The organism is Nonomuraea aridisoli, from assembly GCF_003236395.1.
Lineage (GTDB): Bacteria > Actinomycetota > Actinomycetes > Streptosporangiales > Streptosporangiaceae > Nonomuraea > Nonomuraea aridisoli.
In genome coordinates this window covers 1-24,869 of sequence record NZ_POUD01000123.1, presented here as the reverse complement: position 1 = coordinate 24,869, position 24,869 = coordinate 1, and the positions used below count along the sequence as shown (strand labels likewise).

Annotated in this window: 23 protein-coding genes; 10 read left to right on the top strand and 13 right to left on the bottom strand. The window is 71.7% G+C overall.

Annotated features, from left to right (window positions below; translation table 11 throughout):
• Positions 1-361 precede the first annotated feature (361 nt).
• The 3 genes from C1J01_RS26500 to C1J01_RS26485 form a co-directional block, all read right to left on the bottom strand.
• Entirely contained in the window at positions 362-1,207 is an 846-nt protein-coding gene (locus C1J01_RS26500) for an ABC transporter permease (protein WP_111181683.1), read from the bottom strand.
• Complete coding sequence (locus tag C1J01_RS52420; protein ID WP_235854687.1) at positions 1,204-4,065, bottom strand: alpha/beta fold hydrolase; 2,862 nt, start codon at positions 4,063-4,065, stop codon at positions 1,204-1,206. The genes C1J01_RS26500 and C1J01_RS52420 overlap by 4 nt, the downstream gene beginning before the upstream one ends.
• Before the next feature lie 92 nt (positions 4,066-4,157).
• On the bottom strand, positions 4,158-4,583 hold the full coding sequence (locus tag C1J01_RS26485) for a nuclear transport factor 2 family protein (RefSeq protein ID WP_111181682.1): 426 nt from the start codon (positions 4,581-4,583) through the stop codon (positions 4,158-4,160).
• Positions 4,584-4,840: 257 nt separating this feature from the next.
• Here C1J01_RS26485 and C1J01_RS26480 point away from each other — a divergent pair, with 257 nt between their 5' ends.
• Both C1J01_RS26480 and C1J01_RS26475 read left to right on the top strand, forming a co-directional pair.
• Positions 4,841-6,145 carry a cytochrome P450 gene (locus C1J01_RS26480; protein ID WP_111181681.1) on the top strand — a complete coding sequence of 435 codons (1,305 nt, stop codon included), beginning with the start codon at positions 4,841-4,843 and terminating at the stop codon, positions 6,143-6,145.
• A gap of 9 nt (positions 6,146-6,154) precedes the next feature.
• Positions 6,155-7,000, top strand: coding sequence for a class I SAM-dependent methyltransferase (locus C1J01_RS26475; protein ID WP_111181680.1), 846 nt, complete (start codon positions 6,155-6,157; stop codon positions 6,998-7,000).
• Here the strand turns inward: C1J01_RS26475 and C1J01_RS26470 are convergent.
• Positions 6,915-7,427, bottom strand: coding sequence for a GNAT family N-acetyltransferase (locus C1J01_RS26470; RefSeq protein ID WP_111181679.1), 513 nt, complete (start codon positions 7,425-7,427; stop codon positions 6,915-6,917). The genes C1J01_RS26475 and C1J01_RS26470 overlap by 86 nt on opposite strands.
• Before the next feature lie 77 nt (positions 7,428-7,504).
• On the opposite strand from C1J01_RS26470, the gene C1J01_RS26465 reads away from it, so the two are divergent.
• Positions 7,505-8,707 carry a hypothetical protein gene (locus C1J01_RS26465; RefSeq protein ID WP_235854686.1) on the top strand — a complete coding sequence of 401 codons (1,203 nt, stop codon included), beginning with the start codon at positions 7,505-7,507 and terminating at the stop codon, positions 8,705-8,707.
• Between the two features lie 4 nt (positions 8,708-8,711).
• Here the strand turns inward: C1J01_RS26465 and C1J01_RS26460 are convergent, their stop codons facing one another.
• Together C1J01_RS26460 and C1J01_RS26455 are read right to left on the bottom strand one after the other, a co-directional pair.
• A complete protein-coding gene (locus tag C1J01_RS26460) occupies positions 8,712-9,743 on the bottom strand; it encodes a CopD family protein (RefSeq protein ID WP_111181678.1) in 1,032 nt (343 codons plus the stop codon).
• Positions 9,740-10,300 carry a copper resistance CopC family protein gene (locus C1J01_RS26455; protein WP_111181677.1) on the bottom strand — a complete coding sequence of 187 codons (561 nt, stop codon included), beginning with the start codon at positions 10,298-10,300 and terminating at the stop codon, positions 9,740-9,742. The genes C1J01_RS26460 and C1J01_RS26455 overlap by 4 nt, the downstream gene beginning before the upstream one ends.
• 51 nt (positions 10,301-10,351) lie before the next feature.
• On the opposite strand from C1J01_RS26455, the gene C1J01_RS26450 reads away from it, so the two are divergent.
• Positions 10,352-11,161 (top strand): class I SAM-dependent methyltransferase, encoded by an 810-nt coding sequence (locus C1J01_RS26450; protein ID WP_181448975.1) that lies wholly within the window; start codon positions 10,352-10,354, stop codon positions 11,159-11,161.
• Here the strand turns inward: C1J01_RS26450 and C1J01_RS26445 are convergent.
• Both C1J01_RS26445 and C1J01_RS26440 read right to left on the bottom strand, forming a co-directional pair.
• The gene (locus C1J01_RS26445) at positions 11,112-11,675 is read right to left on the bottom strand and encodes a TetR/AcrR family transcriptional regulator (protein WP_235854685.1); all 564 of its coding nucleotides are present in this window, start codon (positions 11,673-11,675) and stop codon (positions 11,112-11,114) included. The two genes, C1J01_RS26450 and C1J01_RS26445, sit on opposite strands and share 50 nt — an antisense overlap.
• Before the next feature lie 156 nt (positions 11,676-11,831).
• Positions 11,832-13,178: a sensor histidine kinase gene (locus C1J01_RS26440; RefSeq protein ID WP_111181674.1), complete on the bottom strand. Its 1,347-nt coding sequence runs from the start codon at positions 13,176-13,178 to the stop codon at positions 11,832-11,834.
• Between the two features lie 160 nt (positions 13,179-13,338).
• Between C1J01_RS26440 and C1J01_RS26435 the strand changes: the two genes are divergently transcribed.
• Genes C1J01_RS26435 through C1J01_RS26425 form a run of 3 tightly spaced genes read left to right on the top strand, consistent with a single transcriptional unit; the run spans position 13,339 to position 17,038 of the window.
• The gene (locus C1J01_RS26435; protein ID WP_111181673.1) at positions 13,339-14,505 is read left to right on the top strand and encodes an acyl-CoA dehydrogenase family protein; all 1,167 of its coding nucleotides are present in this window, start codon (positions 13,339-13,341) and stop codon (positions 14,503-14,505) included.
• Entirely contained in the window at positions 14,502-15,524 is a 1,023-nt protein-coding gene (locus C1J01_RS26430; protein ID WP_111181672.1) for an acyl-CoA dehydrogenase family protein, read from the top strand. Before C1J01_RS26435 ends, C1J01_RS26430 begins: the two co-directional genes overlap by 4 nt.
• Positions 15,524-17,038, top strand: a complete 1,515-nt coding sequence (locus tag C1J01_RS26425) for an AMP-binding protein (RefSeq protein ID WP_111181671.1) — start codon at positions 15,524-15,526, stop codon at positions 17,036-17,038. The genes C1J01_RS26430 and C1J01_RS26425 overlap by 1 nt, the downstream gene beginning before the upstream one ends.
• On the opposite strand, the gene C1J01_RS26420 is transcribed toward C1J01_RS26425, so the two are convergent.
• On the bottom strand, positions 16,999-18,111 hold the full coding sequence (locus tag C1J01_RS26420) for a C45 family autoproteolytic acyltransferase/hydrolase (protein ID WP_111181685.1): 1,113 nt from the start codon (positions 18,109-18,111) through the stop codon (positions 16,999-17,001). The genes C1J01_RS26425 and C1J01_RS26420 overlap by 40 nt on opposite strands.
• Positions 18,112-18,154: 43 nt before the next feature.
• A complete protein-coding gene (locus C1J01_RS26415; protein WP_111181670.1) occupies positions 18,155-19,111 on the bottom strand; it encodes a helix-turn-helix transcriptional regulator in 957 nt (318 codons plus the stop codon).
• 242 nt (positions 19,112-19,353) lie between these two features.
• On the opposite strand from C1J01_RS26415, the gene C1J01_RS50125 reads away from it, so the two are divergent.
• Together C1J01_RS50125 and C1J01_RS26405 are read left to right on the top strand one after the other, a co-directional pair.
• Complete coding sequence (locus C1J01_RS50125) at positions 19,354-19,644, top strand: hypothetical protein (RefSeq protein ID WP_181448974.1); 291 nt, start codon at positions 19,354-19,356, stop codon at positions 19,642-19,644.
• A 25-nt stretch (positions 19,645-19,669) separates the two neighbouring features.
• The gene (locus C1J01_RS26405) at positions 19,670-20,413 is read left to right on the top strand and encodes a hypothetical protein (protein WP_146615726.1); all 744 of its coding nucleotides are present in this window, start codon (positions 19,670-19,672) and stop codon (positions 20,411-20,413) included.
• Positions 20,414-20,502: 89 nt separating this feature from the next.
• On the opposite strand, the gene C1J01_RS26400 is transcribed toward C1J01_RS26405, so the two are convergent.
• Entirely contained in the window at positions 20,503-21,936 is a 1,434-nt protein-coding gene (locus tag C1J01_RS26400; protein ID WP_111181668.1) for an Nramp family divalent metal transporter, read from the bottom strand.
• A gap of 277 nt (positions 21,937-22,213) precedes the next feature.
• Here C1J01_RS26400 and C1J01_RS26395 point away from each other — a divergent pair, with 277 nt between their 5' ends.
• A complete protein-coding gene (locus tag C1J01_RS26395) occupies positions 22,214-22,711 on the top strand; it encodes an SSI family serine proteinase inhibitor (RefSeq protein WP_111181667.1) in 498 nt (165 codons plus the stop codon).
• Here the strand turns inward: C1J01_RS26395 and C1J01_RS26390 are convergent.
• Together C1J01_RS26390 and C1J01_RS26385 are read right to left on the bottom strand one after the other, a co-directional pair.
• Positions 22,708-23,793, bottom strand: coding sequence for a M20 family metallopeptidase (locus C1J01_RS26390; RefSeq protein WP_235854684.1), 1,086 nt, complete (start codon positions 23,791-23,793; stop codon positions 22,708-22,710). The two genes, C1J01_RS26395 and C1J01_RS26390, sit on opposite strands and share 4 nt — an antisense overlap.
• The gene (locus tag C1J01_RS26385) at positions 23,790-24,818 is read right to left on the bottom strand and encodes a dipeptidase (protein ID WP_111181666.1); all 1,029 of its coding nucleotides are present in this window, start codon (positions 24,816-24,818) and stop codon (positions 23,790-23,792) included. The genes C1J01_RS26390 and C1J01_RS26385 overlap by 4 nt, the downstream gene beginning before the upstream one ends.
• Positions 24,819-24,869: the final 51 nt, after the last annotated feature.

Here is a 24,869-nt window from a genome sequence, read left to right as displayed (position 1 = left end):
CCGCCACCCATACCGCCTGACAACCCCCATCCCGGCCAGGACCTGCACCGGCTCCCGGGCCCCCATCGGCTGCTCGGCCTGCACCGGCATCCGGCCCTCACCTCCTGGTAGGGCCCGCATTGGACGCTGGTCCGCCACCGGTTGCGGGGGCCATACCGGTTGACGGCCCGATCAACGGATGGGCCTGCAGCGGTTGACGGGTCTGCATCCGACGTACGCGCCCACTACCTGGTAGGGCCCGGACCGACCTTCCGCCCCCGGGCGCGTGGGGCAGGGCGCCGGACGGGTGAGGAACGGGAGGTCGGCGGCTGGTGACGTTCGGGGTCAGTAGTCCGGTCTTCGGTCCCGTCGCTGGGTGAGGTCAGCTGACGACGTCCTTGTGGCGGAAGCGGCGGAAGGCGATCGCGATGAGGATCGCCGCGTACGTGATCGACACCGAGGCGCCCTTCGCCATCCCGCTCCAGTCGAGCTCGGGCTGGAGGGCGTCGAGCCAGGCGTTGTTCCAGAACGTGGGCAGGAACTCGCGCAGCACCCCCAGCGCCTCCACCGCCTGCAGGATGGTGCACACGATCCACAGCCCGACGGCGCCGCCCACCGCGCCCAGCGGCGAGTCGGTCATGGTCGAGATGAGGAACGCCAGCGCCGCCACCACGAGCTGGCTGACCATGGCGTACGCGATCACGATGCCGAAGCGGGGCAGCACGTCGAGCGCCGGGATGACCTCGCCCGTGCCGGGCACCTGGATGTCGTCCCAGCCGAACGCCAGGGTGCCCGCGAGCAGCGCCATCACCGGCAGGCAGATCACGGCGGCGGCCGAGAAGCCGAGCGCCACGATCAGCTTCTGCCGCAGCAGCCGGTCGCGGGGGACCGGCGCGGCCAGCAGATAGCGCAGCGACGACCAGTTGGCCTCGCTCGCCACGGTGTCGCCGCAGAACAGCGCCACCGCCACCACGAGCAGGAAACTGGCCGACACCGACAGCGCGAAGGCGGCGAAGTTCAGGCCGCTCTGCGTGGCCAGGTCGGAGATGCGCAGCGACTGCTCCTCGCCGGGGCTCTGCGGCCCGATCTGGAACGCGATCACCAGCACCCACGGCAGCGCCAGCAGCAGCCCGAACATCGCCAGCGTCCGCCGCCGCTTGAACTGCCGGACGATCTCCACGCGCAACGGCAGCGTACGGTTGGGCGCGTAGCCGGTCGCGGTGGTCATGCCTTGTCTCCGATGAGGTCGAGGAACACGTCTTCCAGGCGCGGACCGTGCCCGTCGGCGACGGCGGCCGAGCTGAGCAGCTGCGAGACGGGGCCGGTCGACACCAGCCGCCCGCGCTGCATGACCACGACGTGGCTGCAGGTCTGCTCCACCTCGGCCAGCATGTGGCTGGAGACGATCACGGTACGGCCGTCGCGCGCGTACCGCTTGAGCACCTCCCGCATCTCGCGGATCTGGGGCGGGTCGAGCCCGTTGGTCGGTTCGTCGAGCACGAGCAGGTCGGGCAGACCGAGCATGGCCTGGGCGATGGCCAGCCGCTGCCGCATGCCCTGGGAGTAGGTGCGTACGGCCCGCTCCAGCGCCTTGCCGAGCCCGGCGATCTCCAGCGCCTCGTCGAAGTGCGCGTCGGCGACCGGGCGGCCGGTCGCGGCCCAGTAGAGCTCGATGTTGTCGCGCCCGGACAGATGGGGCAGGAACCCGGGCCCCTCGACGAACGAGCCGAGCCGCGACAGCACGGGGGCGCCGGGCGTGACGGGCTCGCCGAAGATGCGGATCTCGCCGTCGTCGGGGTGGATGAGGCCCATCATCATCCGCATGGTGGTCGTCTTGCCGGCGCCGTTCGGGCCGAGCAGGCCGAGGACCTGCCCCTTCTCGACCCGGAACGACAGCCCGTCGACCGCCAGCTCGCCGTTGCGGTACGCCTTCGTCAGCCCCGTGATCTCCAACGGCACGTCTGTCGAGGCGACCACGGCCGTGTCAACGCTGGTCACGGGCGCGGCTTCCGCGGAGGAGCCATTGACGACAGCCGCGACGTCCGATGGCGAGTCCTTCGCGGTCCCGGTCGCCGAGGCGGCGTCGGGGGACTGGCCGTTCGGGGTGGTGGCCGTGGGTGTGGCCGGCTTGCCGTTCGGGGGGGAAGCGGGTGTGGTGTTCGGCACGCCGGGTTCGAGGGTGGCGGGGATCGAAGCAGGCTCGGTCGCGGAGGCTCGTACGGGACGGCGGCGGAGGCGGGCCGGAGTGCGGCCGGTGGCGAGCAGGACGGCCGCGACCACGATCGAGGCCAGCGGCATGGCCCAGACCCACCACGCCACCCCGGTGGGGGCGGCGGCCAGCGTGCGCACCGTCGGGACGGTGAGCGCCGGGGAGGCCAGCGAGACCTGGTACGTCGCCGGCGCCGCGGGCGTCGCGAAGCCCATGTCGGTCGTCGTCACCACCAGGCGCAGCCGGTGACCCACGGCGAACCGGTGGTCCACGGCGGGCAGGGCGATCGTGGCCTCCGTGCTGCCCGCGCCCTCCGGGATCGTCACCCGGACGGGCGCCACGAGCCCGGCGGGCAACGTGGGCAGCTGGTTGCCCTCGGCCACGTCGTACAGCTTGGCGAACAGCGTCGCCTCGCCCTCGCCCGTCACCCTGACCGTGATGGAAGGGCTGCCGGTGAGCTGCAGGGGAGCGGTCAGCGGCCGGGACTCGAACGCGGCGCTCTGGCCCGGCATGTCGATCGAGACGCCGCCGTTGCCCTGACCGCCCAGCAGGCCGCCGATGCCGGGCACCGTCGAGATGGAGGCCGGGGCGCCGCCGGGCGGGTTGACGATGTTCTGCTCGGGGCCGGCCAGCTCGACCGTGGTGGTGTCGGTGCCGCCCAGACCGGGGTAGGAGCCGGCCTCCGGGTGCAGGCGGATGCGCTGACGCGTGCCGGGATCGCGACCGCCGTCACGGGTCACCGTGAACGCGCTCACCGGCGGCGCCCCCGAGCCCTCGCCCTTGAGATAGCGGGCGAACCAGGCCGAGGACTGCTCGAACAGCCAGTCGGCCTCGCCGTTGCCGCCGTCGTGCCCGCCGTCGAACCACGCCAGGCTGACCGGCGTGCCCGCGGCGGCGATGGCCTTGGCGTTGGCGTCGGCGTGGCTCAACGGGAACAAGGAGTCACGCTGGCCCTGGATGAGCAGGGTCGGCGCCTTGATCCGGTCGGCGACGGTGACGGGGCTCGACTTGCGCAGCAGCGCGATGGCCTCCTGCGTCGCCCTGCCGTCCTCGGCGACGTCCTGGTAGATGTCGCAGATCTCCGGCAGGAACCTGCCGCAGCGCGCCTGCTGGGGAGTCAGCGGCCCGGCCGCCTCCCGCGGGCCCAGCAGCGACGACGCGTCGAGCGAGACGCCCTGCCCGAAGAAGATCCCGGCCCACATGCGCTTGAAGACCCCACTCGCCGCCCCCGCCTCCGGCGCGGCAGGGGAATCGGCGCCTGACTCAGCCTCGGCTTCCGTGGTGGCCTGGGCGGTGGACTGGGCGGTGGTCTGGGTGGTGGTGGCCGCGTTGGGGAACAACGCGTCGGCCAGGTCGGACCAGGTGATCTGCGGCACGATCGCGTCGACCCGCTGGTCGAACGCGGCCGTCATGAGCGCGATGGCGCCGCCGTAGGAGCCGCCCGCGATGCCGACGCGCGGGTCGCCCGAGGCGTCGAGCTGGACCTCGGGCCGCTCGGCCAGCCAGTCGATCAGCTGCTTGACGTCCTTGACCTCGTAGTCGGGAGAGTTGAGCGCGATCTGGCCGGTGGAGCGGCCGAAGCCGCGCGCCGACCAGGTCAGCACCGCGTAGCCCTCCTGAGCGAGGCGGATCGCCTGATCCCGCATGCTCTGCTTGCTGCCGCCGAACCCGTGGGCGAGCAGCACGACAGGCGCCTTCCCGCCGTCGGGCGGGGGGAAGAACGTGGTGTCGAGCTCCACCCGCTGATCGTCGGCGGGCCCGTCGACGACGGTTATCTTCTGGTCCTGGCCCCGCACCTCGGGAGCCGACGGCCACACGAGCCACGTCGTCACCCCGATCAGGGCGAGCGCCACCACCAGGGCGGCCACACGCTTCATGCGGTGAGCCTACTTTCCGCACCTGAGAGATCCCTGAGACGGGGCTCACGGCGGAACGTGCCGCGCGGTGCTGGGGGAGCCGAACTGGGTGATCAAGGGGTGTGCCGGTCGCCGGAGAACGCCCGGGCGACCGTGAGGCTGTCTTCGTAGATGTGGTAGCGGGTGACCAGGCCGTCCTCGACGGTGAGATGCAGGGCGAACGGCGACGTGTAGGACACCTCGCCGCCCTTGACCGTCTGCGCGATGGTGCCGAGCACGACCGCGTCGTCGCCGTCCACCAGGACCCGGCTCACCGAGGTGCCGTTCAGCTCGGGCACGTGGTGCGCCGCCAGGCTCCGGAAGTGCTCGGCCACGTCGTCACGGGTCGCCCGCGGGCGGATCCACGGCACCGCCGGGTGCCCGTCGGCCGGCCAGGAGAATCGCCACTCGCTCCGCTCGGCGAACAGGGCCGCGACGCCCTCGGGGTCGCCCTTGCCGATCCGGGTCAGCAGCTCCTGCACGGTGTCACGTGTCGTCATGGTCTCTCCTCGATGGCGTCTTCGACGGGTGCCGTCGCAGTCTGCCCGGCGGCGCATGGGCGTGGCGATTACCTGCCAGGTCATGCGGCCGCCTATGAAGGACGAGCGGCACTGCGTCTGCTGGAGTCACGCGGCCATGATGCACGCCGGCCCGCCCCGGCGAACCGTCGAGCGCTCCACCTGTGGACAACCGCCCGCCGCCGGGTTCCCCTGTGGACAACAAGCTTGGACAACGAGGCGTGAAAGCAGGAGGTGGCATGTCAACTGAGGACGGGCACGACAGGTCCGTGGTCGAGCTCTTCCTGCCGTCCACGTACGAGGCCGGAGTCCCGTACGACCTCTTCGCCCGCCTGCGGGAGGAGAGCCCCGTGTGCTGGATCCCCGAGCCCGCCGTCGGCCCCTGGCGCGAGGGGCCGGGTTACTGGGCGGTGTTCCGGCACGCCGACGTCAAGCACGTCCTGCGCACCCCCGAGGACTTCTCCTCCCATGTCGGCGCCACCCAGATCCGCGACCCGGACACCCCGGCCGACCTGCGCTTCGTCCAGGCGCAGATGCTCAACATGGACCCGCCCGCACACTCCAGGCTGCGCACGATCGTGGCCGCGGCCTTCACCCCGCGCGCCGTCCGCGCCCTGGAGCGCACGATCGCGGAGCGGGCCGCGGCGCTGTTCGCCGCGGGCGAGTGCGACTTCGTCGAGGTGGCCGCCGAACTGCCCGTGTGGACGCTGGCCCACGTCATGGGGGTCCCGCCGCAGGACAGACGGCTGCTGTACGACTGGGCGTCCCGCGTCATCGGCTACCAGGACGACGAGTACGCGAGCCTGTCCACGGCCGACGTCGCCTCCCTCAGCCCCATGGGCCGCCTGGCGGTCGCGGCGCGGCCGGAGCCGAGGCCGGGCGTCAACCCGCGCTCCAGGGCGGCGCTCACCGACATGTTCACCTACGCCCACGCCCTGGCGAACACCACCATGGACGACACATCAGTCATGTCGGCCATGCGGAAGGGCGGCCTGACCGACGAGGAGTTCGAGAACATGTTCTTCCTCTTCGCCGTCGCCGGCAACGAGACCCTGCGCAACGGCATCCCCGGCGGTCTGCTCACCCTCCTCAACCACCCCGCCGAGCTCGCCCGCCTGCGCGCGAACCCCTCCCTGCTCGGCTCGGCGATCGAGGAGATGGTGCGCCACTGGCCCCCGGTGATGCACTTCAGGCGCACGGCCACCCGCGACCTCACCCTCGCGGGCCGGCCCATCAGGGCGGGGGACAAGGTCGTCGTCCACCACGTCTCGGCCAACCGCGACCCCGCCGTCTTCGCCGACCCCGACCGCTTCGACATCGCCCGCAGCCCCAACGACCACGTCAGCTTCGGTTTCGGCCCGCACTTCTGCCTCGGCGCCCACCTCGCCCGCGCCCAGTTCCGCGCCGTCTTCACGGAGCTGCTCTCCTGGGAGGTCAGCCTCGCCGGCGCCCCGCGCCGCCTCACCTCCAACTTCCAGAACGGGCTCAAGCACCTGCCCGTACGCCTGGAAAAGCCGGTGCGGCGGCCGCGGGCCGGCGCCTAGGCTCCCGGCATGGACGACTACCTCGAGCTCAACCGGGCCAACTGGGACGCCCGCGTCCCCGTCCACGTCGGCTCGGCCTTCTACGACGTCGAAGGGTTCAAGGCCGGGCGGTGCCCGCTGCGGGGGTTCGAGCTGGACGAGGTCGGCGACGTGTCCGGCCGCCGGCTGATCCACCTGCAGTGCCACATCGGCCTCGACACCCTCGCCTGGGCCAGGCTCGGCGCCGAGGTGACCGGGCTCGACTTCTCCGAGGCGGCCGTCGAACGGGCGCGGGCGCTGGCCGCCGAGTGCGGCATCCCCGCCCGGTTCGTCACCGCCGACGTGTACGACGCCGTCGAGGCGCTCGGCGAGACGTACGACATCGTCTACACAGGCGTCGGCGCGCTCGTCTGGCTGCCCGACGTCACCCGCTGGGCCCGCGCGGTCGCCGCCCTGCTGCGGCCCGGCGGGTTCCTCTACCTGGCCGAGTTCCACCCGTTCGCCGACGTCCTGGACGAGGAGACCGGCACCACGGTCACCCACGACTACTTCGAGCGCGGCCCCCACGTCTGGGACGAGCCGTACACCTACACCGACGGCGCCGCGCTCGCGCACACGCGCACGATGCAGTTCCGGCACGGTCTGGGCGAGATCGTCACCGCGCTGGCGGCGGCCGGGCTGCGGCTGGAGTTCCTGCACGAGCACGACCACACGCTCTTCCGTCGCTACGGCACGCTCGTCGCCGGCGACGGCGGATACCGCCTCCCGTACGGCGCGCCGCGGCTGCCTCTCATGTTCTCGCTGAGAGCGTCAGCCGGTAGTGCATCTCCTCCAGCGGGGGATCCCCCAGGAGCTTCGTCCGCCCCGACGGAGTGAACCCGCGACGCTCGTAGAACCGCCTCGCGCGCGGGTTGTCCGTCAGCACCCACAGCCCGGTCTCCGTGCAGCCCGACGCGGCCATGTCCTGCGTGGTCGCCGTCATGAGCGCCCGTCCCATGCCGGTCGAGAAGTCGCCGGGCAGCACGTAGATGGCGTACACCTCCATGCCGGGGATGTCGTCGTCGCGGCTCGCGCCGTACAGGGTGAAGCCGTGGACCGAGCCGTCGCGCACGGCCACCACGCCCGACAGCCGCCCGCCGGCGACGGCTTCCGCGCGCTCCCGCACCAGCCGCGGCCGCACCTCCATGCCGTCCAGATACGCGTCCGGGACGACCCCGCGGTAGGCGACGCGCCAGCTCGCGATGCGGACCTCTTCGATCGCGGCCGAGTCCTCTGGTCCAGCGGATCGAATATCAAACGACATATCAGCATTGTGACAAAGGAGATCGCTGAAACAGGGCGCCTCGGTCTACGAGGGCGGCCACCGTAAGATTCAGTCCCGTGAAGTCTCCAGCATCGTTCAAGAAAGCCGCCGCCTGGGCCCTGCCGTACTGGACCCGAGGCCAGGCGGGCCGTGAGACGCCGCACGATCTGTTCAGGGTGCTCTACATCGGCTGGCTGGTGGCGTTCGCCCTCAAGGTCCTGGGCTCGGCGTGGGACGTCTCGTGGCACTTCAAGTGGCTGCGCGACGACCTCGCCCCGCCCCATCTGCTCAACTCCGTCGGCACGGTCATCGTCGTCGCGCTGACCATCATCCACGGCTACACCGGCTACGGCGTCGACAAGCTCGCGCTCCGGCTCATCCAGTGGGGCACGGGCGTCTTCCTCGTCGCGGTGCCGCTCGACCTGATCAACCACCGCGTCAACGGGCTCGACATCACCTCGTGGAGCCCGTCCCACATGATGCTCTACGCGGGAACGTTCTTCATGATCGCGGGGGTGATCCGCGGCTGGTTCACGGGGGCGCCGCCCGGGCGGGAGCGGGCGGTCGTGCTGGGGGCGTTCTTCGCGTTCTTCCTGGAGAACGTGCACTTCCCGGAGCAGCACCAGGAATACGGCATCCTGTCGCTCGGCGCGTGGGACAACAAGGTCGTCTACGCCGAGCAGATCCTGCTGCAGTTCGCGGCCGACCAGATGGGCCGGCCGGTCGACCGGACGATGATGGCCGGCTTCACGCTGCCCGTGCCCGACTACCTCTACCCGGTCTACGCCGTGGTCGTCGGCCTGTCGGTGCTGGTCGTGGCCCGGCTGCTGATCGGCAGGTTCGGCGCCGCGACGCTCGTGGCCGCCGCCTACGTCGGCTTCAGGACGCTGGCCTGGCCGCTGCTCACCTTCACCGGCTTCCCGCCCTCGGCGGTGCCGTTCTTCCTGGTCGTCGCCGGTCTGCTGGTCGACGTGGCGTTCCTGGTGCGCCTGCCCGCCGTGCGGGCGGTGCTGGGCGCCGCCGTGGTCACGGCCGGCGCGTACGCGGCGCTGGCGGCGCAGAGCGCGATCATGGGCCCGGTGTACGGCTGGATCAAGGCCCAGGAAGGCCTGCTCGGCGCGCCCCCGCTGGTCACGGCGTCGGCCGGCTGGGCCGGGCTCGGCCTGCTGGTCTGCTGGCTGGCCGCCGAGTGGATCGCGAGCCGGCGCCGGCCGCGCGAGGCAGCGCCCCCCGCGGTCCCCGCGCCCCCGGCGAGCGTCCCGGCCGCCGTCACGCCCTGAGCCGTCAGACGATCGACGACCGCGTGATCGCCACGGCCACTCCGTACGCCAGCCCCATCACGCTCACCTCGGCCACCGCCCAGCCCACCAGGGCGGTGGCCCGGCGCTGCCGGATGGCGGGCAGCAGCCGGAAGCGGATGTGGGCGGCCAGCGGCACCAGCAGCGCCACCAGCGCCGTCTTGACCACGACCAGCTGCCCGTAGGGGCTGGTCACGATCGCGCCGGGCAGCGTCGCGCCCGGCGTGAGCGCCATCGTGCTGAGCCCCGTGATGAGCCCCGACAGCCCCACGAGCAGCAGGCACACCGTGGCGATCTTCGAGAACTTGGGCAGCGCCACGGCCAGCAGCTCGCGGTGCGGGGCCACGAACGCCGCCATCGCGATCAGCCCGCCGGTCCACGCCGCGGCGCCCATGACGTGGATCTCCATCGAGATCATGATGGGGTCGTGCCAGACCGAGTCGACCGCGTGACCGGTGACCGGGATCGGCAGCAACCCGAACAACGCCACGATGATCCGCAGCTCGGCCGGCACCTTCTCGCCGAAGCGCACCGCCATCAGCCCGATGCCGGCCGCCGCGAGCGCGCACGCCGCGCTGAACAGCAGCCCCTGGCCGGTGCCGACGTCGTCGACGTAGGCGGCGATCATCCCGAACGTCGGCACGGACCCGGGGTTGAGCTCGGCGGTCTGGAACACGATGGTGAGCAGCGCGCAGATCGCCCACGCCCACGCGGCCGTCACCGCCAGCGGTCGCACCCGCAGCATGACGGGCTCGGTGCGCTCGGGGTCGTCGAAGCCGAGCAGCTTGGGCAGCAGGCTGAGCCCGACCACGGCGACGGCGGCCACGTCGAGCAGCACCCGCACGACCGGCAGCCCGTACGCCACCACGACGCCGGGCATGGGGACGCCGGGCACGGCGTCCTGCGCGGTGAGGGTGCTCGCCGCCACGGCCGCGAGCACCGCGCACACGCCGAACGCCCCGCCCACCACACGCCCGCCGATCCGGCGGGAGGACACGGAAGCAGCGGTGACGGTCACGCGCCCGTCCTCTCGCCCTGGGCCGCGGGGGAGGAGGAGCGGCGCAGGGCCACGGCGGTGCCGGCGGCGAGCAGGAGCAGCGCCCCCACGATCCACACCACGGCCATCCCCGCGCCGCCGTTGGCCGCCGCCTCGGCGGCCGCACCGGAGCTTCCGGCCCCGGCGCCGGTGGTCCCCGTGCTCACGCCGGAGGCGTCCGGCGCCAGGCTGAAGGTGATCTTGCCGGTGACCGGGTGGCCGTCGGCGGACAGGATGCGGTAGCCCACGACGTACGTGCCCCCGGCCGGCAACGGCTTGACCTTGATCGACACCCGCTCGGCCGCGACCTCGGCCACCCCGTCGGCCCACGCGGACCCGTCGGCCCCCGTCACGCCCACCTGCGCGTACCCCTGCCGCACGACCTGGTCGAACACGAGCGTCACCCGCTCCGGCGAGGCCGTCAGTGTCGCTCCGTCCTTGGGGTCGCTGCCGATCAGCACGTTGTGCGCCTGGGCCGGCGAGTGCGCCAGCCCGACCGTGGCGCAGGCGAGCAGCAGGACCGTGAGTAGCCGCCTCACAGAGCAAAACCTTCCATCGGACACGTCATGAACCCGTATATGGTCCCATCCATGGACGACCTGTTCGGCGGCGCGGCTCCCTACTACGCCCGCTACAGACCCCGCCACGCCGGTGCGGCGATCGAGCGGCTGGCGACGGCGTTCGGGCCCGACGCCACCGTGCTCGACCTCGGCTGCGGCCCCGGCACGATCGCGATCCCGCTGGCCCGCCACGTCCGCGAGGTGCTGGCCGTCGACCCCGACGCCGGCATGCTCGCCGAGGGCGAGCGCCTGGCGGCGGACGTGCCGAACATCCGCTGGATCAAGGGCGACTCCACGGCGCTGCGCGCGCTGCCGCCGTTCGGCCACGTCGTCATGGGGCGGTCGTTCCACTGGATGGACCGCCGCGCGGTGCTGGCGGACCTCGACGAGCTGCTGCCGCCCGGCGGCGTCGTGGCGCTCGCCGGGCCGTCCCGCCACGACGACTCCGAGGAGCCGTGGGAGCCGGCCATGCGGCGGCTGCGCGAGGAGTTCGGCGTCAACACGCTCACGGCCTCCGACTCCTACCAGGCGACCGGCGAGCACCACGACGACGTGCTGGTCACCTCGCCGTTCCGCGACCTCGAGGTGACGTGTTTCACCGAGCGCCTGACCTACGGGGTCGAGGAGATCGTGGGCCTGCAGCTGTCGTACTCCTACTCCACGCCCGCCCGGCTCGGCGACCGCCTGGCGGCCTTCACCGAGGCCGCCAGGCGGGAGCTGCTCGCGCTGAATCCCTCGGGCACGTGGCGGCTGCGGACGGTGACCGAGGTGCTGCTCGCCCGCAGGCCCGTCACAGAGCCTCCACCGAGATCCCCAGCTCGTACGACGCCGCGGTCCTGATGAGCCCGTTGACCCGGCGGCGCGAGAGCACCTTGGGGTGCAGGTGCGTCTGGACGGCCAGGCCGTCGATCAGGGCGAACAACCGCCACGACGTCGCGTCGGGGTCGGCGCAGGCGAACTGCCCGCAGTCGACGCCGGCCTCGATGATGCCCCGCATCAGCGCACGCCCCCGGGCGTCGATGCGGCGCGAGATCTCCTCCAGCTCGGCGCTGCGCATGGCCTCCGACCAGGCGTCGATCCACAACCGCCAGCCTTCGGTGGGGATCGCCGGCGAGCACATCCTGAGCAGGGAGCGCAGGCGGTCCAGAGGCGTGCCCCCGGAGTGTTCGAGACCGGTCAGGGCGTTCAGGTGCTGGCGGGCGGCATAGCCGAACGCCTGGGCGAACAGCCCCTCCTTGGTCTCGAAGTGGTAGAAGAGCAGCGCCTGGCTCACCCCGGCCGCTTTGGCGATGTCGATCGTCCTGGTGTGCCCGAACCCCTGCTCCGCGATCACCTCGCAGGCCGTTCTCAGCAAATCCTCACGCCGTAATCGGCTGAAACCTGTTGTCACAGCGGGTAACTCTAACTTCTGACTCATAGTTATTCGTAGGACAAACCGGGCATGCATCGATCCAGCACGCACCGGAATCCCGCTCGGGTTGATCATGGTAGCAGTTGGCGGAAATAGGGATCAGGAATCATTTTTTGGAATTCGCAGGACGAAACGGGCGCCCTTGTCGCAGTCCTCGATCCGCAGCGTGCCGCCGTGAGCGTGCGCGATCTCCCGCGCGATGGGCAGGCCGAGACCGGTGCCGCCGGCGTCGCGGTTGCGGGAGGCGTCCAGCCGGGTGAACCGCTGGAAGACGACCTCGCGGTGCTCCGGGGCGATGCCCGCGCCGTCGTCCTCCACCTCAAGCACCGCCTCCCCGCGGATCTGCCGCACGGAAACGATGATCGTGCTCTCGGCGTGCCGTTCGGCGTTGTCCAGCAGGTTCGTCAGCAGGCGGGCCAGCCGGAGCCGGTCGCCGATGACGATCACGCCGGGCTCCAGCGAGGTGACGATCTTCTTCTTGCACCGGGTCCGCTGCGCCTCCGACTTGACCAGCTCGGCCAGGTTCACCGGCTCCAGATGCCCCGGCGCCCCCGCGTCGAGCCTGGTCAGCATGAGCAGGTCGGTGACGATGTTCTGCAGCCGGTCGAGGCTGGTCAGCAGCCGGGCGCCGGTCGCGCGCCAGTCGGTCTCGTCGGCGGCCAGCAGGGCCTCCTCCAGCTCGGCGCGCATGGCGGTGAGCGGGCTGCGCAGGTCGTGGGAGGCGTCCGAGGCGAACCTGCGCTGCTGCTCGACCGCCTGCTCCAGCCGGGCGAGCGTCTGGTTGGCCGTCTCGGCGAGCGCCCTGATCTCGTCGGCGTTCTCCGGCACGGGCACGCGCATCCTGCCGTTGCCGGCGGTGATCTCGGCCAGCCGGTGGGTGATGTTGTCGACCGGCGCGAGCGTCTTCGCGACCATCCGGGAGGCGCCGAACCAGGCCAGCACCACGAGCGCCGCCGACGCTCCGGCCAGCAGCACGAGCGCGGAAGGGTTGACGTACCAGGGCGGCACGGGGCCGAAGGCGTAGACGATCCAGTGGCCGTCGTCGTCGTACACGCGGAAGGCGACCATGATCTGGCACTCGCCGTGGAACTGCGGCACGTCGCACACGGGGCCGATGCGGCTGACGGTGCCGGGGGAGGGTGTCAGGTTCGTCAGGCGCGGCGCGCTCCGCAGGTCGGGCGTGGCGGACACCACCCGGCCGCTCTGGTCGACGGCCTGCACGCTGTGCCCGTTCATCTCGATCACCGGCGGCGGCCCGTCGTGCTCCTTGATCAGGTGGACCACGCGCAGCGCGCTGCCGATGACCTCGTTCGTCCGGATGTCCACCAGTGCGCCCTGGGCCGACCACAGCAGCAGTGAGCTGGTGATGAGACAGAGCAGCGCCATGGCGATGCTGGCGAACAGCGCCAGTCGCGCACGGATGGAACGGCCCAGCCGTGTGATCACATCTCATCCCCCCGTGACCAGGTGATCACACTACGTACTTCCTGCCCGAATCAAGGGAGATTCCTCGACAAATCCGGCTAAAGACCTTCCAGAGCATTGCTCTGTACGCCTCCCGGGGCGCTGACTTAAGGTAAGTGAGCACTGATGCCGAGGAGTCGATGTGAACCTTGTCGAGTATCGCCGCGCGGCCAGAGCCTGGCTGCAGGAGAACGCTCCGTCGGACGACCACCCGGAGACCGACGCGATCGCCCGCGCCAAAGACTTCATGGCCCGGCTCCACGACGCCGGATACTCCGGCATCACCTGGCCGCGGCGCTGGGGCGGCCAGGGGCTGACCGAGGCGGAGGAGCGCGCGTTCGCCGCCGAGGCCCGCGACCACAGCCTCCCCACCTACGTCTTCTCGATCGGCCTCGGCATGACCGGGCCGACGATCCTCGACCGCGGCACCGACGCCCAGCGCGAACGGTTCCTGCGGCCGCTGCTGCGCGGCGAGGAGATCTGGTGCCAGCTGTTCTCCGAGCCCGGCGCGGGCAGCGACGTCGCCGCCCTGCAGACCAGGGCCGTACGCGACGGCGACCACTGGGTGGTCAACGGCCAGAAGGTGTGGACCTCCGTCGCCCACCACGCCGACTGGGGGCTGCTGCTGGCCCGCACCGACGTGGAGGTGCCCAAGCACAAGGGCCTGACCATGTTCGTGGTGGACATGCACCACCCGGGCGTGACCGTCAGGCCGCTGAAGGACATGTCGGGCAGGGCCAACTTCAACGAGGTCTTCTTCGACGACGTCACCATCCCCGACGAGCACCGCGTCGGGGAGGTCAACGACGGCTGGAGCGTCGCGGTCACGACGCTGCTGCACGAGCGGCTGTCGATCTCCTCGGGCGTCGGCATGGGCGGCCAGAAGGACAACCCGGCCGCGCTGGAGGCGCTGCGCACGATGGTCGACACGAGCGACCCGTACGTCCGTGACCAGCTCGTCGAGCTGCACATCCGCAGCCGCGCGCTGGCGCTGTTCAACCAGCGGCTGGCGCAGGAGACCGAGGCCGGCGTCTTCCCCGGCGCGCGCGGCAGCGCCGCCAAGCTGCTGCTCGCCGAGCTGACCCTCTTCCAGGCCGACCTCGCCACCCAGCTCGTCGGCCCTGAGGCGGTGCTGGCCGACCATCCCCTCTCCCGCGTGATCGCCACCGCCCCCGGCATGGCGCTCGGCGGCGGCACCAACGAGATCATGCGCAACATCGTCGGAGACCGCGTGCTCGGCCTGCCGCCGGAGCCGCGGATGGACAAGAACGTGCCGTTCAAGGATCTGAAGGTGGGGACCCAGGCGTGAAGCTCGTACTCAGCCCCGAACAGCGGGAGCTGCGCGAGGCCGTGCGCGGCTTCCTGCGCGACGCCTCGCCGCTGTCCAAGGTCCGCCAGGGCTACGACCCCCAGGTGTACGCCCGCCTCAACGGCGAGCTCGGCCTGTCCGGCCTGATCATCCCCGAGGAGTACGGCGGCTCGGGCGCCGGCATGGCCGAGCTGGCCGTCGCCCTGGAGGAGACCGGCGCGGCGCTGCTGCCCGGCCCGTTCCTGTCCACCGCGTTCACCGCCGTCGCCGCGACTCTGGTGCCCGACAAGGAGCTGCTGACCGGCATCGCCGAGGGCCGCGTCACGGCCACCCTCGACGAGACCGAGGTGCTCTTCGACGGCGCGTCCGCGCGCGGCACGCTGCCGCAGGTGCTCAGCGGCATGGAGGCCGACGTGCTGGTGGCGCCCGCCCGCACCGGCGACGGCCTGGTCATGGTCTGCGTCGAGCTGGCCGGCCCCGGCGTGGGCCGCGGCCCTCTGGAGACCCTCGACCTCACCCGCGGCCAGGCGAAGGTGGTGCTCGACGGCGCGCCGGCGCGGGCGCTCGGCCCGGCGCCGGAGTCGGGCATCGGCGACCGGCTGTGCGTGGCGCTGGCCGCCGAGCAGCTCGGCGTGATGCGGGCGGCGCTCGACGCCATCGTGGCCTACGCCAAGATCCGCGTCGCCTTCGGCCGCTACATCGGCTCCTACCAGGGCGTCAAGCACAAGCTCGCCGACATGCACGGCAAGCTCGAACAGGCCGAGTCGATCGTCCGCTACGCCGCCTGGGCCGCCGACGAGTCACCCGGCGAGCTGCCCGGCGCCGCCGCGCTCGCCCAGGCGTACGTCGGGCGGGCCTGCTTCGAGGTGGCCCGCGACCACCTGCTGCTGTACGGCGGCGTCGGCTACACCTGGGAGCACGACGCCCACCTGTTCTACAAGCGGGCCAAGGCCGACGAGGTGCTGCTCGGCCCGCCGCGCATCCACCGCGCCCGCCTCGCCGACCTGCTGGAGCTGTGATGGACGTCAGCGGGCTGCCCGGCTTCTACGCCATCGCCGCCGCCGACCCCGGCCGCCGCGCCGTGATCGACGCCGACGGGTCCGCGACCACGTACGGCGACCTGCTCGCCCGCGTCAACCAGGTCTCCCACGGGCTGCGCGCCCGCGGGCTGACCACCGGCGACGTGGTGGCGGGCGTGCTGCCCAACGGCCTCGACGCCGTCGTCATGCTCATGGCGACCGGCCAGATCGGGCTCTACTACGTGCCGATCAACTGGCACCTGACCGCCGCCGAGATCGCGTACATCGTGGCCGACTGCGACGCCAAGGTCGTGGTCGCCGGGCCCGAGTACGCCGCCGCCGTGCCGGGGGCCGAGGTCGGCACCGCCGGCCTGGCCGAGGGGCGGCCGGCGGACGCGCCCGCCGGCCGTACGTCGGGGGCCGTCATGTGGTACACCTCCGGCACCACCGGCTTTCCCAAGGGCGTGCAGCGCCCGCTGCCGGGCGCGGAGCCGGAGGCCGTCGTGCCGATGTACACCTGGTTCCTCGGCGAGGTCGTCGACCTCGCGCCCGGCGACGACGTGCACCTGGTCACCTCGCCGATGTACCACTCCGCGCCCTGCGCCCACACCCAGTTCGCGCTGCACCTCGGCCACACCGTGGTCATCGCGCCCCGGTTCGACCCGGTCGGCATCCTGGAGCTGATCGAACGCCACCGGGTGAACAACGCGATGATGGTGCCGACCATGTTCCACCGGATGTTGCAGCTGCCGGAGGAGGTCAAGGCCCGCTACGACGTGTCGAGCCTGCGCCACGTCATCCACACCGCCGCCGCCTGCCCGGTCGCGGTCAAGCAGAAGATCATGGACTGGTGGGGCCCGGTGCTGTACGAGTACTACGGCTCGACCGAGTCCACGATCGCGTTCTCCGTCAAACCGCACGACTGGCTGGCCAGGCCCGGCACGGTCGGCCGGCCCGCGCCCACGTTCGAGGCGAAGATCTGCGACGAGGCGGGCGAGCCGCTGCCGCCCGGCGAGCCCGGCATGATCTACGTCAAGTCGAGCCTCGGCACGTTCGAGTACCGCAAGGACCCGGCGAAGACGGCCGCCAGCATGCTGGGGGAGTGGTACGCCCCCGGCGACATCGGCTACCTCGACGAGGACGGCTACCTGTTCCTGTGCGACCGGCGCACCGACCTGATCATCTCCGGCGGGGTGAACATCTACCCCGCCGAGATCGAGGCCGCCCTGTTCGAACACCCCGCGGTCGCCGACGTGGCGGTCATCGGGGTGCCCGACGAGGAGTGGGGGCACAACGTCGTCGCGCTCGTGCAGCCCGCCGACGGGGTCAAGCCCGGCCCTGAGCTGACCGCCGAGCTGCTGGAGCACTGCGGGCCGCGCATCGCCCGGTTCAAGCACCCGAAGGTGATCGCATACCGCGACGAGCTCCCGCGCACCCCGACCGGCAAGTTGTCGCGGTCGCGGGTGCGGGAGGCCTACCTGGCCGAGGCGGGGAAGACCAGCTCCTCGGAGTAGCCCCGGCCGTCGCCCAGGTGGAAGCGGACCGACAGCGTGCGGTCGGCGGTGTCGAAGATCGTGCTCCACAACGTGCGGAACGGCAGGTCGGAGTCCTCGGCCTGCCGCACCGCGCGCTGGCTCTCGCGCAGGTCGTCGGCCGACATCGTGACGCCCTTGCTGCGCTCGTAGAGGGTGCGCAGCCGGCCGAAGGAGAAGAAGCTGCCCTCGGTGTCCTCGGGCAGGTCCATCGGGTCGGGGTGGCGGTGCAGCAGGTGGTTGGTGACGCAGAGCGGGCCGTCGCCGAACTCGATGATGTGCTCGCTGCCGTCACGGCCCCGCTCCCACACGAACGCGTTGCCGTTCGCGTCGGCGACCAGGTAGTGCAGGGGCACGCCGTGGTCGTACTGCTTGGCGCCCAGCAGCGCCTGCTTGGCCTGCTCGACGTTCTCGCACGTGTCCAGCAGGAACCGGGGCAGCTGCACGCTGCCCACCCCGACCTGCGGAGCGATCGTCTCCGGCGGCGCGGCGCTGGCGAAGTCGGCGACCAGCAGCATGACCGCGAGGCCGGCCGAGTTGACGCCGTCCATGCAGCCGTCCAGGTCGTTCATGGTGATCACGGTGGAGGCCAGGCCCTCGTCGGGCACGGTCGTGATGACGTACGGGCGCGAGGCCATGGGCAGCTCGTTCGGCCCGGGCGCGGCTCCCATGACCTCGCTGGTGGTCCACGGGAAGAAGTCGTAGTTGCGGCCCACGCGGCCGTGCCCGTCCGGGGCGGCCGACGGCGGGACCCACAGGGCCGAGCAGCCGGAGCCCTCGGGGATGTAGTTGAGGCCGTCGAGCGCCAGCTCGTCCTGGTCGGGGTCGAGTCCGAGGGCCGCCGCGGCGCCGTCCATGCGGGCGTGATGCTGCGGCCAGTGCCGTTCGAACCAGGTCCTGCGGGCGCGGTTGACGATCGGGTCGGCGGGCGTGGGCGCCCAGCCGAGCCGGCGGGCCTCCTCGGTGAGCGCCCGGCCGATCTCGACCTGGGAGCCGGTCAGGGTCAGGTGGGTGACCAGCTGGAAGTCGTCCTTGCCGCCTGCGACTTGCGTCATGTTCTGCATGGCCCGAGCATCGCCGGGGCCGCTGACGGCGGCCTTACCGGCGGCTGACCGCCCGGTGGAAGCGCTCGGCCAGCAGCCGTACCTGCTCGGTCAGCTCGGGCGAGTCCAGCACCTCGAAGTCCACCCCGAGGAACCCGATCCACACCGCCATCCCCTCGAGGTCGTCGCCGCCCAGCCGGGCCAGGCAGGTGGCGTCGTCCACCGGCTCGATCTCCACTCCGGTCCTCAGCGCCCGGATCCGCTCGGCCGGGGCGTGCAGCAGCACCGTCGCGCGGTGCCGCCACATCGCCGTGTTCACCCCCTTCTCCACGTACGCCGCCACGTCGCCGTCCGCCGGCAGCTCGCGCGGCGTGAACCGGGGACCGGACGGCGTGCGCGGGCTCACCCGGTCCACCCGGAACGTCCGCCAGCCGTCCCGCCCGACGTCGTAGCCCACGAGGTACCAGCGCCCGCGCCGGTGCACCAGCCGGTACGGCTCCACGTCGCGCACGCTCTGCCCGCCGTCGTGACCGCTGTAGTCGAAGCGCAGCCGTTCGCGGTCGCGGGCCGCGTTCGCGATCGCGGTCAGCACCTCGGGCGGGACGGACGGCGCCGGGCCCGGGATCTGCACGGTGTAGGCGTTGAGCGTGCTGACCCGCCGCCGCAGCCGCGCGGGCAGCACCTGCTCGAGCTTGGCCAGCGCGCGCACCGAGGTCTCCTCGATGCCCTCGACGCCGCCGCCCGCGGCCCGGCCGAGCCCCACCGCGACGGCGACGGCCTCCTCGTCGTCGAGCAGCAGCGGCGGCAGCGCCGCGCCCGCCCCGAGCCGGTAGCCGCCCGCCACCCCCGGCGTGGCGTGCACGGGGTAGCCGAGCGAGCGCAGGCGCTCGACGTCGTTGCGGATCGTCCTGGTCGAGACCCCGAGCCGGGTGGCCAGCTCGGGACCCGGCCAGTCGCGGTGCGCCTGCAGCAGCGACAACAGCTTGAGCAGACGGGCGGAGGTGTCCAGCATGGGCCCAGTGTGCCCGCTATCGCGGCAAGGTTCGTTCCGCGTCCGTCATCCCCTCAGATCGTGAGCCGGCGGGCGAACTCGGCGACGCGGGTGGGGCGGACGGCCGGGTAGCGGTCGTTGTCGAGCGGGTCGAGCTTGGCCTTTCCGCTGACCATGCCCCAGGTGTACTGGAGCGCGACGTACTCGGCCGGGTGGGTGGCCCTCGCCTGGCGGCGCTTGACCTCGGCAGGAACGGTGCGGTCATGACTCCGGTGAAGGCGCCGTTGAGCACCGATGTCACGGCGACCACGGCCGCGATCGCCGAGCTCGGCACGTGCGTCCGTGATGAGCCTCCCACTCCTGCCTGCGCCGGCGCGCTCCAGCGGCTGCGTGACGAGCGTGACCGGATCGACCGGCTCGTCGGCGGACTGCTCGCCTCCCGGGCCGCGCTGGACGCGGTCATCGCGCGCGGCGACGACCATCCGCATTCCCAGTCCGCAGTGGCCCCGGACGCCCTCTCACCGGGCACGCGTGAGAGCGCTACCGCGCCGTGATCCTGGTGCGGCATGATCGCTGGCCATGAAGAAGACGATCAGTGCTTTATCGGTGCTCGCCGCCGTTCTCCTGATATCCGCGCCGCCCGCCCAGGCGGCCGCCCCGGATCCCGTACGGTCGCTCAAGGCCAAGCTCGTTCCCGGGCACGGCGTGCGCTTCACCGAGGTGTCCACCTGGTCCGACGGCGTCTACACGGTGCAGGCCGACACCGCCGAAGGCGTTTTGCAGTTCAGCAAGAAGGGGGTCGCCGGCTACGACGTCAGGGGCGCCTCATGGGACGACGAGAAGTACCGCATCGTCTCCGCCGGCGACACCACGTACCGCTCCGGCAGCCTCTACGAGCTGCCGAAGGGCAAGACCTGGTACGCCTCCGGGGGCGGCGGCGTGCTGCCCACCATCTACGGGCAGATCCTCAACCCGGCCGAGCTCGCGACGCTTTCCGCGCTGGTGAAGAAGGGCACGAAGGCCGGCGACAAGATCACCGGAAAGATCACCTTCTCAGACCTGGCCAAGGTCTCGCCGTGGTTCGCCGGCACGGTCCTCACCGACTGGGCCGACGACACGGAGATCTCCTACACGCTGACGCTGAACTCGGCCGGCCTGGTCGCCAAGTTGTCGACCTCATACCGGGCCGAGGACGTCACGGACGACTTCTCCGAGTTCGAGGGCGGCATCATCTCCGTCGACACCCGCTACTCCGGATGGGGCGGCAAGGTGTCCGTCAAGGCCCCGAACCCCAAGACCGTGACCGACCGGCTCGCCGAATGAGTTCCGCGGGAACCGAGGCGTAGACGTTCGAGCACGAAGGTGGCGGCGGGCCTGCCCACCGCCACCTCGACCTCCCCGGCGGGCGGAACTCAACCTCCGAACAGCTGCTGAGCCTGCTGGATGACGACCAGGACGGTCAGCGTGCCGAAGAACCCGACCGACCAGATCAGCGCGCCCAGCCGGTAGGAGCGGACCTTGAGCGCGTCCGGCAGCGCCCGCCGGTTCAGGACGATCAGCAGGATCGAGTAGACGAACATCATCACGGCCGCGAAGCACGCCGAGAAGACCAGCAGGATGAGCGGCTGGTCGAAGCCCAGCAGCAGGATCCCCGTGCCGACCAGCGCCAGCCCCCAGACGATGAGGAAGTAGACGCGGTTGACGGTGATCGGCTTGTCGCGCAGGTAGACGGTCTTGATCGTGTCGGAGGCCAGGCGCGAGGTGTAGTCGACGATGCCCATCGCCGAGGCGAACAGGGCCAGCGCCCCGATCACCCAGAACAGCACCCCGAACCAGGTGCCGACGACGTCCATCAGCACCCGCCCCTCGACCTCCAGGAACGCGATGCTGTTCTCCAGGCCCGGCCGGCCGAACACGGTGGAGTAGGCCAGCATCGACATGAGCGCGATGGTCACGAACGCCACCACGGCGAACGTCGCCGCCTGCTCGATGTTGGCGAAACGCCACCACCGCTTCCAGCGGGCCAGGTTCGCCTCGGTCGGCGGGAACTGGTAGCCGGTGGCGGAGACCGCCTCCTCCTGGCCGGTCACCGGGCTGACCAGGCGGGGCAGGTACAGGCCCATGCCGAAGCCCTTGTCGCGGATCCAGTTGCTCTGGCACAGGTTCTGGCCGCCGCCGGCGCCCGCGTACGCGATGGCGCCCATCAGCACGGCGAAGTCGAGCGGCGGGACGGGGAACGCGGCGTCCACGGTCAGGCCCCGGCCGAGGTCGATCCAGCTCTCGGCGGTGATCGCGATGGCGATCGCCACCACGATCAGCGTGCCCACGAGTGCGATCTTCAGGAAGATCACGCGTTCGAGCGCCGTGTAGATGACCGGCGCGAGGGTGAGGCCGAGCGCGATCACGATCAGCATGCCGATGGCGATCCACCGTACGGACCCCTGACCTGTCCCGGTCAGGTAGGTCACCATGGTCGCCGACGTGGTCACCCAGCCGGGCCAGAGGTTCGAACAGAGCGTCATCAGCACGAAGACCAGGCCCCAGTGCTTCCACATTCTGCTGAACCCGGTCAGAGCGGTCTCGCCGGTGGCGAGCGTGTAGCGCTCGATCTCCATGTTGAGGAACCACTGGGTGATGATGCCGATCGCGGCGCCCCAGATGAAGACGAGGCCGACTTGCGAGGCGATGTACGGCCAGAGGATGAACTCGCCCGAGGCGAGGCCCACCCCGGCGCCGACCAGGCCGGGGCCGATGAAGCGCCAGGTCGAGCGGGGAGGTTCGGGCAGGTCGCGGACTTCGACGGGGGGTAGGACGCGCGCAGGAACGGTGGGGGTGAACTCCGCCATGCGGATCTCCTTGCTCTGCTTGCCTGCCGCCACATTACAGAGATCGGAAACCCGTGTGGAATAGCCGGTTAATAAGCACCGGATATTCTTCACATTTCCCGATGCAGCCGACATTCTAGCGGGTTCATCACCCCTGCGACCAGCGGTGATGACGATGTGTAACCGTTCGATCACGATGGCCGCGCCACGCGACGCAGGGCCATGGCAGCGTCACGGTCAGTAGTCATGATGGGTCCCGCCGTCCCACCCCGGGACGGTCGTTGACCAGGGAGGTCTCATGACGCACGTTCTGTCCGCCGGACGCAGGCTCGCCGCGCTCGGACTGTGCGCCGCCGCGGTCGTCGCGGCCCCGTTCGCCGCGCGTCCCGCCGACGCCGCGAGGTCGGGGGCGGAGCTCTACATCACCGTCACGCCCCGCGACGCCGTCGCACCACCGAGGTATCTGACCCACGACTGGCGCGCGCACTGGTCGCGCGTGCCCCGCACCTGGGGCTCTCACCTCACGCGGCTGCCCCGCTACAACGGCGTGCAGTCGCTCCGCCTGACCTGCGACCCGGACGGGGGTTACCACCCCCGTCCGTCCGAGGCCTGCGACGCGCTCCGCTCGGTCCACGGCCGCGTCCGCGCTCTGAACGTCGACCCCGGCCCCTGCATGCGCATCTACCGCCCGGTGACGGTCGAGGTGCGGGGCCGCTGGTACGGCACGCACTCCTACTACAAGCAGGAGTTCTCCAACTGGTGCGAGATGGAGCGCAGGCTCGGCCCGCTGGTCTAGCGGACCGCCTCGACCAGCGCACGCAGCAGGGCGGTGCGCCGGGGCATGTCGGCCACGATCACATGCTCGTGGTCGGCATGCGCCCCACCGCCCACCGCGCCCAGCCCGTCGAGCGTCGGGCAGCCGACGCCGGCGGTGAAGTTGCCGTCGGAGGCGCCGCCCACCGACGCCGACGGCAGCGTCCCGAGCCCGAGCTCCGCCGCCAGCTTCTGGGCCAGCCCGTAGAGCGACTCCGACATGGCGGCCTCCAGCGGCGGCCGGTTCGGGCCGCCGAGCACCTCCAGGCGCGTGCCCGGCACGACCGGCCGCAGCGCCCGGATCGCCGCGTCCACCCGCTCCTGCTCCGCCACCTCCGCGGCTCGTACGTCCACGCCCACCGAGGCGGCGGCCGGCACGGTGTTGAGCGACGTGCCGCCGGACACCACCGTCGGCGTGACGGTCGTCGCGCCCGAGCCCAGCGCCGCTATGCCGAGGATCTGGTGGGCCAGCTCGATGCCCGCGTTCGCGCCCTTCTCCGGCTCGAGGCCGGCGTGCGCGGCCCGGCCGTGCACGTTGAGCGTGTAGAGCGAGGTGCCCTTGCGCACCGTCTTCAGCGCCCCGCCGTCGGCGCTGGCCTCCATCACGAACGCCGCCGCCATGCCGCGCGCGCTGTCCTGGATGAGCGGCGCCGAGGTGAGCGAGCCGACCTCCTCGTCACCGGTCACCAGCAGCGTGATCCCGTCGAGCGAGCCCAGCCCGGCCAGCGCGTGGAACGTCTGCACCAGCCCCGCCTTCATGTCGAAGACGCCCGGCCCGCGCGCGATCCCGTCGGTCACCGACCACGGATGGGTGGCGAGCGTGCCGATCGGCCAGACGGTGTCGTGGTGGCCCAGCAGCAGCACCTTCGGCGTGCCGAACGTCCAGCGCAGGTGGGTGACGCCGTCGATCACCAGGAACTCCGGCGCCGTGCCCAGGTGGCGGGCGCCCATCGCCGCCACCACCCGCGCGCTGCGCGCCACGGCCGCGAGGTCGCTGGAGAACGACTCGCACACGACGAGCTCCTCCAGGTCCTCGAGCATGCGGTCGGTCCGCAGGTCGTTCACGCGAGCGTCTCCCCGAAGAAGCGGTGCACGTTGCCCCCGATGACCTGCATGACGTCCTTCTCCGGCCAGCCGCGCCCGAGCAGGCCCTCGGTCACCATGGGCAGCCCGGCCGGGCCCTCCAGCCCGGGGATGCACGCCTTGACGTCGACGCCTCTCGGCTGCAGGTCCTCGCAGCACGGCGGCGTCAGATCGTCCATCACCTCGCGGATGAAGTCGGGCCCGAGCCCCACGTGGTCGATGCCGGCCACGGACACGATGTGCTCGATGTGGTCGAGCAGCCGGTCGAGCGTCATGTCCGCGGGCTCCTCGGCGAGGAACGGCGCGAAGAAGTTGACGCAGATCACGCCGCCGGTCGCGGCCACGGCACGCAACTGGTCGTCGGTGAGGTTGCGGTGGTGGTCGCGCAGCGCGCGGGCGGAGGAGTGCGTCGCGATGAGCGGCCGCGTCGTCAGCTCCAGCACGTGGGCGACGCCGGAGGCGCCCAGGTGGGACACGTCGAACACGACGCCGAGGCGCTCCATCTCCTGCAGCGCGGCGACGCCGTGCGAGGTGAGGCCGCTGCCCGTGGCGTCCTCGCCGCTGCCGTCGGCCAGCGGCGTCCGGCCGAAGTGCGCGATCGACGCCACGCGCACGCCGAGGCGGTGCACGGTGGAGATCAGCTCGACGCTCTCGTCGATGCCCGGCATGCTCTCCATGGCCAGCACCAGCGCGATCTTGCCCTCGTCGATCGCCCGGTCGATCGCGGCGGCGTCGAGACACAGGCTGACGTGGTCGGGGTTGCCCTCGGCCAGCACGTGGGCGCACTCGATCATGCGCAGCGTCTGCCGCAGGGCGCCCTCGGGGCGGTACTGGTCGTCGATGAAGACGGGCAGCACCTGGAGGTTCACGCCGCCGTCGAGCAGCTGGGGCAGCCACCGCTCGCGGAAGAACGAGGCCCACATCTCCGGTGGCCGGGCGGAGACGGCCATGAGCAGGTCATTGTGGGTGTCGGCCACGACGGCGCGCTGGTGCAGGGTGAGCGTCATAGCTGGACGTTACCGCCCCGGACCCTCCCGGCGGCAGCCCGGTGTTCCCCC

Excerpts from the sequence above, each read along its gene's own strand:
- C1J01_RS26405 (WP_146615726.1), top strand. The coding sequence starts at position 19,670 with ATGAAGAAGACGATCAGTGCTTTATCGGTGCTCGCCGCCGTTCTCCTG.
- C1J01_RS26395 (WP_111181667.1), top strand. The coding sequence starts at position 22,214 with ATGACGCACGTTCTGTCCGCCGGACGCAGGCTCGCCGCGCTCGGACTG.
- C1J01_RS26400 (WP_111181668.1), bottom strand. The coding sequence starts at position 21,936 with ATGGCGGAGTTCACCCCCACCGTTCCTGCGCGCGTCCTACCCCCCGTC.
- C1J01_RS50125 (WP_181448974.1), top strand. The coding sequence starts at position 19,354 with ATGACTCCGGTGAAGGCGCCGTTGAGCACCGATGTCACGGCGACCACG.
- C1J01_RS52420 (WP_235854687.1), bottom strand. The coding sequence starts at position 4,065 with ATGAAGCGTGTGGCCGCCCTGGTGGTGGCGCTCGCCCTGATCGGGGTG.
- C1J01_RS26385 (WP_111181666.1), bottom strand. The coding sequence starts at position 24,818 with ATGACGCTCACCCTGCACCAGCGCGCCGTCGTGGCCGACACCCACAAT.
- C1J01_RS26425 (WP_111181671.1), top strand. The coding sequence starts at position 15,524 with ATGGACGTCAGCGGGCTGCCCGGCTTCTACGCCATCGCCGCCGCCGAC.
- C1J01_RS26420 (WP_111181685.1), bottom strand. The coding sequence starts at position 18,111 with ATGACGCAAGTCGCAGGCGGCAAGGACGACTTCCAGCTGGTCACCCAC.
- C1J01_RS26470 (WP_111181679.1), bottom strand. The coding sequence starts at position 7,427 with ATGTCGTTTGATATTCGATCCGCTGGACCAGAGGACTCGGCCGCGATC.
- C1J01_RS26415 (WP_111181670.1), bottom strand. The coding sequence starts at position 19,111 with ATGCTGGACACCTCCGCCCGTCTGCTCAAGCTGTTGTCGCTGCTGCAG.
- C1J01_RS26480 (WP_111181681.1), top strand. The coding sequence starts at position 4,841 with ATGTCAACTGAGGACGGGCACGACAGGTCCGTGGTCGAGCTCTTCCTG.
- C1J01_RS26450 (WP_181448975.1), top strand. The coding sequence starts at position 10,352 with ATGGACGACCTGTTCGGCGGCGCGGCTCCCTACTACGCCCGCTACAGA.
- C1J01_RS26475 (WP_111181680.1), top strand. The coding sequence starts at position 6,155 with ATGGACGACTACCTCGAGCTCAACCGGGCCAACTGGGACGCCCGCGTC.
- C1J01_RS26500 (WP_111181683.1), bottom strand. The coding sequence starts at position 1,207 with ATGACCACCGCGACCGGCTACGCGCCCAACCGTACGCTGCCGTTGCGC.
- C1J01_RS26485 (WP_111181682.1), bottom strand. The coding sequence starts at position 4,583 with ATGACGACACGTGACACCGTGCAGGAGCTGCTGACCCGGATCGGCAAG.